This is a genomic window from Pseudoxanthomonas winnipegensis, from assembly GCF_004283755.1.
In the GTDB taxonomy this organism is placed as follows: Bacteria; Pseudomonadota; Gammaproteobacteria; order Xanthomonadales; family Xanthomonadaceae; genus Pseudoxanthomonas_A; species Pseudoxanthomonas_A winnipegensis.
The window spans coordinates 217,220-229,495 of sequence record NZ_SHMH01000004.1; the positions used below are offsets into that span (position 1 = coordinate 217,220).

General features: G+C 69.8%; 10 protein-coding genes. 6 read left to right on the forward strand and 4 right to left on the reverse strand.

What is annotated here, in order from left to right; all coding sequences use genetic code 11:
- The first annotated feature begins 47 nt into the window (after positions 1-47).
- Entirely contained in the window at positions 48-1,136 is a 1,089-nt protein-coding gene (locus tag EAT51_RS09450) for a TauD/TfdA family dioxygenase (RefSeq protein ID WP_130517280.1), read from the forward strand.
- Positions 1,137-1,345: 209 nt separating this feature from the next.
- Here the strand turns inward: EAT51_RS09450 and EAT51_RS09455 are convergent, their stop codons facing one another.
- Positions 1,346-1,876, reverse strand: coding sequence for a flavin reductase family protein (locus EAT51_RS09455; protein ID WP_130517282.1), 531 nt, complete (start codon positions 1,874-1,876; stop codon positions 1,346-1,348).
- Positions 1,877-1,986: 110 nt separating this feature from the next.
- Positions 1,987-4,335, reverse strand: coding sequence for an acetamidase/formamidase family protein (locus EAT51_RS09460; protein WP_205953514.1), 2,349 nt, complete (start codon positions 4,333-4,335; stop codon positions 1,987-1,989).
- A gap of 330 nt (positions 4,336-4,665) precedes the next feature.
- Here EAT51_RS09460 and EAT51_RS09465 point away from each other — a divergent pair, with 330 nt between their 5' ends.
- From EAT51_RS09465 to EAT51_RS09475, 3 genes are all read left to right on the forward strand, one after another.
- Entirely contained in the window at positions 4,666-5,478 is an 813-nt protein-coding gene (locus tag EAT51_RS09465) for a TauD/TfdA dioxygenase family protein (protein ID WP_130517286.1), read from the forward strand.
- Positions 5,479-5,563: 85 nt separating this feature from the next.
- Complete coding sequence (locus tag EAT51_RS09470; RefSeq protein ID WP_130517288.1) at positions 5,564-6,436, forward strand: oxidoreductase; 873 nt, start codon at positions 5,564-5,566, stop codon at positions 6,434-6,436.
- Between the two features lie 148 nt (positions 6,437-6,584).
- Positions 6,585-7,235: a cysteine hydrolase family protein gene (locus EAT51_RS09475; RefSeq protein WP_205953515.1), complete on the forward strand. Its 651-nt coding sequence runs from the start codon at positions 6,585-6,587 to the stop codon at positions 7,233-7,235.
- Positions 7,236-7,284: 49 nt separating this feature from the next.
- On the opposite strand, the gene EAT51_RS09480 is transcribed toward EAT51_RS09475, so the two are convergent.
- Both EAT51_RS09480 and EAT51_RS09485 read right to left on the reverse strand, forming a co-directional pair.
- Positions 7,285-8,616 carry a zinc-binding metallopeptidase family protein gene (locus EAT51_RS09480; RefSeq protein WP_130517292.1) on the reverse strand — a complete coding sequence of 444 codons (1,332 nt, stop codon included), beginning with the start codon at positions 8,614-8,616 and terminating at the stop codon, positions 7,285-7,287.
- Entirely contained in the window at positions 8,617-9,912 is a 1,296-nt protein-coding gene (locus EAT51_RS09485; protein WP_130517294.1) for an MFS transporter, read from the reverse strand.
- Between the two features lie 345 nt (positions 9,913-10,257).
- Here EAT51_RS09485 and EAT51_RS09490 point away from each other — a divergent pair, with 345 nt between their 5' ends.
- Both EAT51_RS09490 and ygiD read left to right on the forward strand, forming a co-directional pair.
- On the forward strand, positions 10,258-11,460 hold the full coding sequence (locus EAT51_RS09490) for an aromatic ring-hydroxylating oxygenase subunit alpha (protein WP_130517296.1): 1,203 nt from the start codon (positions 10,258-10,260) through the stop codon (positions 11,458-11,460).
- A complete protein-coding gene (ygiD, locus tag EAT51_RS09495) occupies positions 11,457-12,248 on the forward strand; it encodes a 4,5-DOPA-extradiol-dioxygenase (protein ID WP_130517298.1) in 792 nt (263 codons plus the stop codon). Before EAT51_RS09490 ends, ygiD begins: the two co-directional genes overlap by 4 nt.
- Positions 12,249-12,276: the final 28 nt, after the last annotated feature.

A 12,276-nucleotide genomic window follows, 5' to 3' on the forward strand; every position in this document is an offset into this window, starting at 1 on the left:
GGACACTGCCACTTCAGATGCCGACGTATCGACCCCGCGAGCGTGCCATGACCGAAATCCTCGAGCTTGAACCCGTCACCACCGAGGCCGCCTGGCGTGGCGATGTGCTTGCCACCCGCGCCGAATGGATCTACCTGCTCTCCGATGCCCAGGTGGCCGAGCTGGAGGCGCTGGGCACGCGCCTGGTGGAGGACGATCCGGACCTGCGTCTGGTCCAGGCTGCCGACTATCCGCTGGACGCCTGCGCCGGCGCGGTAGCCTCCTGGGGGCGCGATATCGATACCGGGCGCGGCTTCGTGCTGGTGCGCGGCCTGCGCACCCATCTGTACTCGGACGCGCTGTCGGCGGCGATCTACTACATCCTGGGCCTGCACCTGGGCGAGCCGATGCGGCAGAACCGGCTGGGCGACCTGGTCGGCCACGTCTACGCGACCTCGGACAAGACGCTGGACGATCCCACCGCGCTGTCGGCCAGCATCCGCGACGCGCTGCCGTTCCACTCGGACAGCTCGGACGTGGTGGCGCTGATGTGCCTGCGGCCGTCCAAGCAGGGCGGCGCCTCGTGCCTGGTCTCCGGCGCGCAGATCTACAACGAGATCCTCAAGCGCCGCCCGGACCTGGCGCCGCTGCTGTTCGAGCCGTTCCACTGGGACTGGAAGCGCCAGGACCACAACGCCCCGGCCAACACCTACACCTCGCCGATCATCGACCTGACCGACGGGGTCTTCAGCATGTATGCCGGCGCGCTTTACATCTTCACCGCGCAGGACTACCCGGAAGTGCCGCGGCTGAGCCCACAGCAGATCGAGCTGCTCAAGCTGTTCGACGACATCACCTACGAGCCGGGCATGGCCATCGAGATGGATTTCCGCCCGGGCGATATCCAGTGGCTGTCCAACTACGCCGCGCTGCACTCGCGCACCTTCTTCAGCGACTACGAGGAGCCGCAGCGCCGGCGCCACCTGCTGCGGCTGTGGCTGCGCCGCACGGGCGATCGGCCGGTGATCGACGGCTTCGGCAAGAACGCGGTGGTCGAGGACCGGGCCAGCATCGCCAATCCCGACGGCGTTGGCGGCAGCGAGGGCGGCCGCTTCCGGATCGGGATCGCCGCGGTGCCCAGGGTGGAAGGCGTGTGACCTGAGGCGATTGAGGCTGCGCCTCAGGCGCCGGGCAGCGGCCTCTGATGTTCGTCAACGGACCCGTCGGACGGTCGGCGCCGGGTGATCGCCGTCGTGGCTCCCATCACCAGTCAAACCATCCCCGAAATTCACTCGCCGGCCTACCCGCGCTTTTCAGCCGGGTGAATGCTGGCGCAGCACCGCGCGGCATCCCGCCCCGGAATCGCTCAGGAAGCGTCCTGGAAATGGCCGAACCGGCCGCGATGGAACAGCAGCGGTTCGCCGGGATGTTCCTGGATGTGCTGGACGCGGCCGATGACGATGCTGTGATCGCCGGCCGGGACGATGCGCTCGGTCGCGCATTCGAAGCGCACCAGGCAGCCGGACAGCAGCGGCACGCCGTGGGCGTTGTCCACCACCGCCAGGCCGGCGAAGCGATCCTGCGCGGACTGCTGGAACTGCCGGCTCAGCGCGCGCTGGTGTTCGCCCAGGACGTGGATGGCGAAGTGGCCGACCTCCCCGGCGAACCGATCGTGGCTGCGCGAGCTGCAGGCGATGCTCCACAGCAGCAGCGCCGGCTGCAGCGACAGCGAGGCCAGGCTGTTGATGGTCATGCCCAGGCGCTGGTCGTCGCTGCCGCGGGCGGTGACGATGGCCACGCCGGTGGCGAAATGCCCGAACGCGTCGCGCAGGCGGCGGGCATCGAACGGGGATTCCTGCGTTTCGGGCGCGGGCAGGGCGGCGGCTTGTGCACTCATGGCGCCAGCTTGGATCGCGGGCGCGCGGGCATCTTGTCGGCGGATGCATCAATTCTTGCGGACCGCGGCATGGCGGCCACCGCCCGGACCACCTTCGCGGCATGCGCGTCCTACGGCGTGGGACGTGCCGAGGCGGCCTCCTCGGTGAAGATCTCCTTGCGCAGGATGCCGTGGACGCACCAGTTGCCGTCCACTACCTGGGTCACGCCGAAGTCCACCGCCACCGAGATCAGCGACAGCGCCTCGTCCTCGCTCAGGCCCTTGTAGGTCATCAGGAAGCGGCGCATCTTGCGGAAGGCGTCCTTCATCGCCAGGTCCAGCGAGGATTTCTTGTAGATCTCGCTCTGCGCCTTCTCGCCCAGCTCGGCCAGGTAGTTGGCGTAGCTGAAGCCGTGGATCACCCACTCGTCGCGGGTCTCCAGCAGGGGATAGTTGAGGTCGAAGTAGGGCTTGCCCGGCAGGTCGCGCCGCTTGTGCAGCACCAGCTGGAACAGCCCGGTCATCGAGCACTCGATGGCCGTGCCGCACAGCTCCGAGTCGCCCTGCGAGGCGTGCGGATCGCCCACCGAGAACAGCGCGCCGGCCACGCTGACCGGCAGGTACAGCGTGGCGCCCTTGCCGGCACGCTTGTTGTCGATGTTGCCGCCGAAGTAGGAGGGCGGGATGGAATCGACCATCTCCGCCTCGCGCGGGGCTACGGCCAGCACGCCGAAGTGCGGCTGCACGGGCACCCGCACGTTGCGCAGGATGTCGTGGTTCTCCACCACCGTGCGGTGATCCACCGGCACGCCGGGATAGTCGATGGTGTGGTGGACCACGCCGAAGGGATCGGTCTGCGGAGTCCAGCGGAAGTTGTAGACGGCGCGCGCGTACTGCTTCTGGGTGCCCCAGTCCAACTCGTAGATCGTGATGACCTCGCGCTGCTTGGGCTCGGTCAGCATCTCGTCGTAGTGGAATCCCCACCAGGTGGCCGCGTTGCTGCCATAGGTGTGGCTATGGAAGCGCGGGTCGGCCGCGGCGCGCGGCGTGACGTCGAGAATGCGGATCTCCAGCACGTCGCCCGGCTCGGCGCCGCGCACGGCCACCGGTCCGGTGCATACATGCACGCCGAAGCCCTCGCCGGCGCCGCGCCCGTAGATCGAGGCGTCCGCCGGGCCGGAGCCGCGGCGATCCACGTTCTTGCCCTGCGCGGTCCAGTGGAACACGCTTTCGGCGCCCGGATCGTCCTTGATCATGCGGTCGTAGTCGTCGTAGGCGTGGTGGGTGAGGGTCTCGATGGCGACCGTGTCGCCCGAGTCCACCTCCAGCACCGGCTTGAGGGCGGAGCTGAAGTAGCCCCAGTGCACGGTCTGCGCGTTGACCGGCAGGTAGTGCAGATGCGGGTTGACCGCGCTGGCGGTCGGCAGGCCGGGCGGGCTGGCCGGCGGGCTGGGCCTGGCCTTGAGGTTCTTGGCGGCTTCCTCGTTGAGTTCCGGCCAGCCGCGGCTGAAGCGGCTCAGCAGGTCCTCGGACAGCGCCTCGCTGATCTCGCGCCGGTAGCGGCGCGGCGAGACCCCGTACTGCTCCTTGAACGCGCGGCTGAAATGGGCCGAGTCGTTGAAGCTCCAGCGAAAGCAGATGTCCGAGATCGACAGCTTGGCGTAGAGCGGATTGATCAGGTCGGCGCGACATCGCTCCAGCCGGCGCACGCGGACGTAGTGGCTGAAGTTGTCGTTGGCCGACTCGAACAGCTTCTGCAGATAGCGCGGAGAGACTCCGGCCTGCTGCGCGATCTGGCCGATGCTCAGGTCGGCCTCGGTCAGGCGCGCCTCGATCAGCTGGCTGATCCGGTGCAGCAGCGCGGTCTGGGTGCTGGTCGAGCCGGTGATGGCGTTGGCGAACTCGTCGTCGGTCAGGCTGGTGATCAGCAGCTCGGACAGCGAGGTCTCGATCGGCCGCAACTGGTCCGGGCCGAGGTCCTGGATGGTGTCGGCCACCGCGCCCAGCAGGCCGGAGAACACGTGGCCGATGCCCGAATGCCCGGACAGCACGCCCATGCGCGAGGACAGCGGGATCGGCAGGCGCGCGCGGAACACCGAGCGCGGGATCCGCACCAGCAGGTGGCGGAAGTTGCTCTGCAGGGCGATGGTGCCGACCGCGTCGGCGATGTTGTAGACGATGTCGCCGGGGCGCAGGCGGGTCTGGTGGGTGCGGTCGAGCAGCGAGGCCGTTCCTTCCACGTGCAGGGCCAGCTGGATCGAGCCGGCCTGGACAGGGTCCTTGTAGAAGATCTCCTGCGGGCAGGAGGACACCAGCGAAAAGCTCATCCCCTGCTGCGATTCGAGCGTGGTCAGGGTGCCGAACAGCTGCGGGGCGGTGATGCGCGTGCGCACCGAGATCCGTTCCAGCGCCTGCTGCCAGGCCTCCTGGCGATGGCTGGAAGGGTAGGACTCGGCGGTGAAGAAGGACGGCTTGGTCAAGGCGGCGATGCCATCGGTTCCCGAACGTGGAAGGACACCGCCGGAATGGTTGTCGGGCCCGATGGCCCTGTCTTCGCCGCGACCACGCACAGGCCGCCGCGGCCGGCACCTGTCGTACGTCGTTGTCCCTAGCGGCGCAACCAAACCCGCGGTTTGCTGCACATGCACAATCGAGATATACAGCCCGGCGAGCGCTGTCAAGCGCCCGGTCTCCGCCGGCCTGAAGCGGCCAAGGAATAGGGCGCACCCGCGCAAGATGACCGACGCGCCGCTCCGCACCATCGGAGCATCGGCGTCGGGTGGCGCGACACATCCTCAAGGTGACACGGCATGTACAGGCATATCCAGGTCAGCCCCTGCACGGCGCGCATCGGCGCGGAGATCTCGGGGGTGGACCTGACCGCCGCGCTGGGGCCGGAGCAGGTGGAGGAGATCCGGCGCGCGCTGCTCCAGTTCGGCGTGATCTTCTTCCGCGACCAGCCGATGGGCCACGAGGACCATATGCGTTTCGGCCGCTGCTTCGGCGAGCTGATCGTCCACCCCGGCGCGCCCGGCATCGAGGGGTTTCCGCTGATCGTGGCCATCCACGGCGATGCCAACTCCACCTATGTGGCCGGCGAGCAGTGGCATTCGGACCTGTCGTGCAACGCCGAGCCGCCGATGGGCAGCATCCTGTACCTGCATACGGTGCCGCCGGTGGGCGGGGATACGCTGTGGGCGGACATGTACTCGGCCTACGAGGCCTTGCCCGAGCGGATGAAGGCCTATCTGGACGGCCTGACCGCGCAGCACGATGCCAACCACGTCTACCACGCGCTGTACCACGACTACGACAAGGCCTATCCGCGCAACGACCACCCGGTGGTGATCACCCATCCGGAGAGCGGGCGCAAGGCGCTGTTCTTCAACCCGCAGTACGTCTCGCACTTCAACGGCGTCTCGGACGCGGAAAGCCGGATGCTGTACGACTTCCTGACCGCGCACTGCGCCGATGCCCGGTTCCAGGTGCGCTTCCGTTGGCGGCCGCATTCGGTGGCGTTCTGGGACAACCGCTGTACCCACCACCTGGCCATCTGGGACTACTACCCGCAGACCCGGTCGGGCTTCCGGGTGACGCTCAAGGGGGAGCGACCGACGTTCTGAGGAGTGAGTGCGGAAAAGTGAGGCGTGAGCGAAGCCCGAAGCGGGCATTCGTCGCCCGTAACAGGCGCTTAGCAAGGAACCCGGCATGTCCAGCCACGACACCAACACATCGACCGCGCCCCAGGTCTGGCTGATCACCGGCGCCGGCTCGGGCCTGGGCCGCGCCCTGGTGGACGCCGTGCTGGCGCGTGGACATTGCGTGGCCGGAACCGTGCGCCGCCCGGCCGACGCGCAGGCGCTGGAGGCCCTGGCACCGGGCCGGGTCATGGCGCTGCGCCTGGACGTGACCGACACCGAGGGCGTGCGCACCGTGGTGGCGGCGGTGGAGGCCCGCTTCGGGCGCATCGACGTGCTGGTGAACAACGCCGGCTATGGCCTGGTGGCCGGGGTCGAGGAGGCCAGCCTGGACGAGGCGCGGGCGCAGTTCGAGGTCAACGTGTTAGGCGCGCTGGCGATGATGCAGGCGGTCCTGCCGGCGATGCGCCGCCGCCACGCCGGCACGCTGGTCAACATCACCTCGGTCTCCGGCCTGGTCGGCTGGCCCAGCCTGGGCATCTACTCGGGCAGCAAGTTCGCCCTGGAGGGCATCAGCGAGACGCTGGCGCAGGAGGTGGCGGGCCTGGGCATCCGGGTGATGATGGTGGAACCGGGCGGCTTGCGTACCGATTTCGCCGGACGCTCGCGGGTGCGGGCCACGCAGGTCATCGCCGATCCCGGTTACCTCGACGGCGCGCTGGGCGCGTGCAAGCGCACGCTGGACGAACACGCCGGCCACGAGCGCGGCGATCCTGCGCGCGCCGCCGCGGCCATCTGCCAGGCGGTGGAAGCCGAGGCGCCGCCGCTGCGGCTGCTGCTGGGCGCCGACGCGCTGGGCTATGTGTTGGGCAAGCAGGCCGACCAGCAGGCCGAACTGGCGCGCTGGCTGGCGCTGACGACCTCGACGGATCACGTGCCGTGAGCCGCATCGCATCCGCAATCGGGATGGCGCCGCGATGCCCGGGCAAGTCATTCGCGGTCGCGCGTCCGGAGAGGCGCGAGGCGATCGCCCTCGCACCGTTCCCGACCCGGTAGCCGCCGTGCATCGCATCGAGCTTCCCGACTGGGCCATGGCGCGGGGTCGCCCGATCCAGGCGCTGGATCGCCTGGATCCGGCGCGCACCGCGCTGGTGGGCATCGACATGCAGCAGGCCTTCATCGCGGAAGGTCAGGTGTTCGCCAATCCGCATGCGTTGGACATCATCGGCAACGTCAACCGCCTGGCCCGCGCCTGCCGCGCGGCGGGCGTCGGGGTGTGGTGGACCCGGCAGACGGTGGACGAAGACGATCCACACCGCGCCGACCCGCACTGGCGGCGGTTGGCGGGCGATGCCGCGGTGGACGCCGCCAAGGCGGCGCTGCGCGCCGGTTCGTCGGGCCATGCCCTGCATCCGGACATCGCGCTGGATCAGGCCGACGCGGTGATCGACAAGTTCCGCTACAGCGCCTTCCTGCCCGGCTTCTGCGACCTGCATGCGCGGCTGCAGGCGCGTGGCGTGGACACCCTGATCATCGCCGGCACCCTGACCAACTGCTGCTGCGAGAGCAGCGCGCGCGATGCCTTCATGCTGGGCTACCGGGTGCTGTTCGCCGCCGACGCCACGGCCGCCGTCACCGACGCCGAGCACAACGCGGCGCTGCTGAACCTGGCGGTGCTGTTCGCCGACGTGCGCGGCACCGAGGAGATCATCGCGCTGCTGGCCAGGGCCCCGGGGCGGTAGGGCGACGACCGCCCCGGGGATGGCGCCGATCGAGCTGCCCGGCCTGGGCTCAGCCGGGCTGTCCGCTGCGATGGCGGCCGCACAGCGCCAGCGCGGTCAGGGCGTACAGCTCGGTGCACTGGTACAGGTCCTCGATGCTCGGCAGCCAGCGCACCGGGCCAAGGGTGACCGCGGGGACGCGGTTCATGTTGAACACGTTGTGGTCGCGCCACATGCTGGAGAACACCGGATGGCCCACCTGGACCGGCCCGCCGCGGACCTGCTGGTGAGCCAGGTCGATGGCCTGGCGCAGCGGTTGCACCGCCTGCGGGTCGGCCTCGAAGCCGGTGCGCACGGCATAGGGCTCCACCTCGCAGTCGTCGATGCCGGCGGCGCGCAGCACGCGTTTCAGTTCGCGGTCCACATCGCCGACGCGCTGACGCGGTCCGGTGATGATCTCCAGATAGAGCGAGCAGGCTTCGCTGCTGGCGCCGATGGCCTGCGGATTGCCGCCGCGGATCGCGCCGATCTGGACCTTGGGCACCACCGTGCCGCCGCCGGGGCTGTGATAGGTGTGCTCGACTTCGTAGCGCGCGGCCCAGGCGGTGATCGCGGCGATGGCCTGGCCCATGCGCACGATCGGGTTGTCGCGCGGGGTGCGGGCGTGTTCCAGGATCGGGGTGAAGATCGCCTCCCCGTACAGGGTGATGCGGTAGTAGCAATAGCCGCAGGCGGCCCAGTTCAGGCCGAAGTCGGTGCCCTCTGCGGCGATGGCGAAATCCGGCGCCACCCCGCCGTGGGCCAGCAGATAGGCCGCGCCCAGTTCGCGCCCGGTGTGGGCGATGCCTTCGTGGCCTTCGGTGGGTTCGGGCTCCGGTCCGATCTCGCCCGGGCAGGCGGTCAGGTACAGCGTGCCGTCCAGTTCGATTCCGGCGCGCTTGAGCGCGGTGGCCGCCAGCAGGAAACAGGCCATCGGGCCGCGGTCGTTGGCCACTGCGTAGCCGTGGAAGCGCTCGCCCTCCAGCCAGGCCTCCAGCCACTCGCGCCGGTCCACGCCGCCGGGCCGGTAGGTGTGCCGGTCCACCGCCGAGTAGAACGGACTCTCGGTGTCCAGGTGGCTGGTGAACAGCAGGTTGGGGCCGTCGCCGTGCCCGCCGTAGCGGCCGACCACGTTGAACCGGTCCTCCACCAGGCCGACCTTGCGCGGCGCGAAGCCTTCCTCGCGCATCCAGGCGTGCACGTACTCGCCGGCCGCGCGCTCGCCGCGCATCGGGCTGGGGATGTTGCACAGCTCCAGGATGCGCTGGACCAGTTCGTCACGGTCGATGCCGCGGCGGATCGCCTCGCGCTCCTGCGCGGTGACCTGGTGGCAGGCCGGAAAGGGCGGGGGGCAAGACGTCATTCATTCCACTCCGGAGGCCAGGCGCAGCGGCGCGGCGTCCGGGGCGGCCGGCGGGTCTTCGGCGCGCTCTCGCACCTGGTCGTCGCGCGTCTGCGGCGGGCGCAGGAACAGCCAGGTCGACAGCGTGACCAGGGCCAGCAGCCCGGCGAAGACCGCGTACAGCGGCGTGTAGCGGCCCAGATGGTCGGCGACCACGCCGGCCGCCCAGGGCCCGACCACGGCCACGGTGGTCATCATCGTGGCCATGGCCACCATCGTGCCGGAGATGGCGCTGCCGAAGTAACGCAGGATCAGCACGTGGGCGCACAGCCAGCTCAGGCCCCAGCCGACGCCGAACAGCAGCGCGAAGACGAACGCGGCCCAGGCCGTGGGCACCGCCGCCAGCAGGACGAAGCCGACGCATTGCAGGCTCAGCCCCAGGATCAGCAGCCCGCGGGAGTCGCGGCGCTCGGCGATGCGCCCGGCCACGCCCTTGGTGATGGTGCCGCTCAGGGCCAGCATGCTCATCGCCAGGGCGCCGGCGGTCTGGCTGGCGTTGACGAAGGTCAGCTGGGTCACCAGGGTCGAGTGCATGGTGGTCACCACCGTCTGCACCACCATCATCGCCAGGGCGATGACCGCGAACTGCCGGCTGCTCAGCGCCTGCGGCACGGTCCAGGCCGTGGGCGCGGGCACCTGCGCCTGCGGCTCCAGCGACGCCCCGGCGTTGCGGACCTCCTCGACCGAGCGGATGCGCGCCACGTCGCGCACGCACGCCAGACAGACCACGGCCAGCACGACCGCCGCGGCGGCGATGATCCGCCAGTAGGTCTGCCAGTCCCCGCTCAGCGCCACGATGGCGCGCACCGCCGGCGGACCGACCACGCCGCCGAAGGCGCCGATCATGAAGTAGTAGCCCATCATCCGCGCGCAGTTATGCGGGAACCAGTTGGCCAGCAGGTACACCGCCGGCGCTGGCGCCAGCAGGGTGAAGCCCACGCCCATCAGGCTGGTGCTGAAGAAGAACAGCCCGATCCCCTGCGAGACCGAGGCCAGCGCGAAGCCCGCCGCCAGCACCAGCGCGCCGATGCACATGGTCCAGCGCGAGCCGATCCATTTCATGGTCAGGGCCGGCAGCGGACTGGACAGGCCGCAGGCCAGGCCCAGCAGGGAGAAGCTGAAGCCGGCGGCCGCCTGCGACCAGTGCAGCTGGCCGACCATGGTGTAGAGCACCACCGCCAGCGAGGTGAACGTCGTGGCGGTCACGAAGAAGAAAGCCAGCGAAACCGCCAGCATGATCGCGTGTCTGCGCTGCATCTGCGGAGTCCTGCGTACGCGTTTGGGGGGAGGGGGCACCGCCGGGCACGGCAGGCCAGGACACAGTGTGGCCCGGGCCGTTGTCCATCTTGATCGGCCGCGCCCTAAAAGTTGCTTGGAGGTCGATCCGCCTGCGTTCGCGTGCGCGCCCGAAGGTGAACCCGGCCGGCGAAGGCCGTCGAGCCATCGTGCGGACCGGCCGTGGGACGGTGATTGAGGACACGCGCGAGTGCGCCTGCGATCAATCCGGCCGGCGAGCTTTGTCCTAGCATCCTGCAGGCACCGCGCGTGCAACACGCGCCGTCATCCGCCGCCACGCACGACCCAGCCCAGCCGGAGCCTCGCATGAAAGACGGTTTTCGCAACGACGCATTCTTCGACAGCATGGAGAGCTCGATCCTGCCGGTGGAGATGGCCGAATCGCTGCCGCCGCTGTGCTACACCGACCGGGACTTCTACGAGTTCGAGAAGGACGCCCTGTTCGCTCGGGAATGGCTGTGCGTGGGGCGCGAATCCTGGGCTGCCAAGCCGGGCGACTACTTCACCACCGCCATCGTCGACGAGCCGATCGTGGTGGTCCGCGACCGCGACGGCCAGCTGCGGGCGATGTCCTCGGTGTGCCAGCACCGGGCCATGCTGGTGGCCGAGGGCGCCGGCAATACGCGCACCTTCACCTGTCCCTACCACCACTGGGTCTACGGCCTGGACGGCCGCCTGCGCGGCGCCCCGGCGATGGAGCGCACCTGCCAGTTCCAGAAGGAGGACATCCGCCTGCCCAACTTTCGCCTGGAGACCTGGCAGGGTTTCGTCTTCATCAACTTCGACGACAACGCCGCGCCGCTGGCGCCGCGCCTGAAGCACCTGGATCCGATCCTGGCCGGGTATGGCATTCCCGAAGCCGAGGGTCCGGCGCCCGAGATCGGCACGCCGTATCCGTTCAACTGGAAGGTGATGTTCGAGAACAACAACGACGGTTATCACGCCAACCGCCTGCACCATGGCGAGTTCCACGACTACGTGCCCAGCGAGCTGGCCTGGTTCCCCGACGACCTGCCGGCCGAGACCGCCGGCTACTACCGGCTCAACGGCACCCTGCACCGCGATGCCAGCTTCAACCCGACCCAGCGCGCCCTGATGCCGGTGTTCGCCGGGCTGTCGGAGCAGGAGCGCGACCGCATGGCCTTCGCCAACCTGCCGCCGACCCTGTCGCTGGTGCTGACCGCCGACGCGGTGATCTATCTGATCCTGCGCGCGGACGGCCCGGAGAGCCACAAGCTGGACCTGGGCATCTTGTTCGCGCCCGGCGCGCTGCAGGACCCGGAGTTCGACCGCAAGATGGAGCAGATCATGGAGCGCGCCCTGCAGATCAATGCCCAGGACGTGCACGTGGACGAGCTGGTGCAGGTGGGCCTGCGCTCGCGCTTCGCCCCGCGCGGGCGCTACTCCTGGCAGGAGGGCGCGCAGCGCCAGTTCAACACCTGGCTGGTGCCGCGCTACCGCGCCTGCTGGGAGCGCATGAAGCAGGCGCGCGCCGCGGTGGCCGCATGAGCCAGGCGCCGCGCATGCCGATGGTGTTCTTCGGCCACGGCAGCCCGATGAACGCGCTCGAGGACAGCGCGCTGACCCGGGTCTGGCGAGACATGGGCCGCACGCTGCCGCGGCCGAAGGCCATCCTGTGCGTGTCGGCGCACTGGCTCACCCGCGGCACCGCCGTGACCTCGACCGAGGCGCCGCGCACCATCCACGACTTCGGCGCCTTCCCGCAGGCCTTGTTCGACGTGCGCTATCCGGCGCCGGGCAGCCCGTCGCTGGCCGCGCGGGTCGCCGACCTGCTGGCGCCGCGCCAGGTGTTCGCCGACCAGGGCCAGTGGGGCCTGGACCACGGCACCTGGTCGGTGCTGGTGCATGCCTATCCCGAGGCCTCGGTGCCGGTGGTGCAGCTGAGCATGGACGCGGGCATCGACCCGGCCGAGCGCTACGCCATCGGCCAGCGCCTGGCGCCGCTGCGCGAGGAAGGCGTGCTGATCGTCGGCACCGGCAACGTGGTCCACAACCTGCCGCGGATGAACTGGTCGTCGGCCGATGCCCCGGCCTACCCGTGGGCGCAGCGTTTCCATGACTACATCGGCGATGCCGTGCGCCAGGACCGGCCGCAGGCGGTGATCGACTTCGCATCGCAGGGCGAGGACGCGCGGCTGTCGGCGCCGACCCCGGACCACTTCTGGCCGCTGCTGTACGTGCTGGGTGCGCGCGCGGCCGGCGAGCCTGTGCGCATGGAGAACGACTTCATCCAGCACGCCTCGCTGGGCATGACCTCGATGGTGTTCGGCGGCTAGGGCAGGCGGGCCGCCGTCCGAGGGGCCC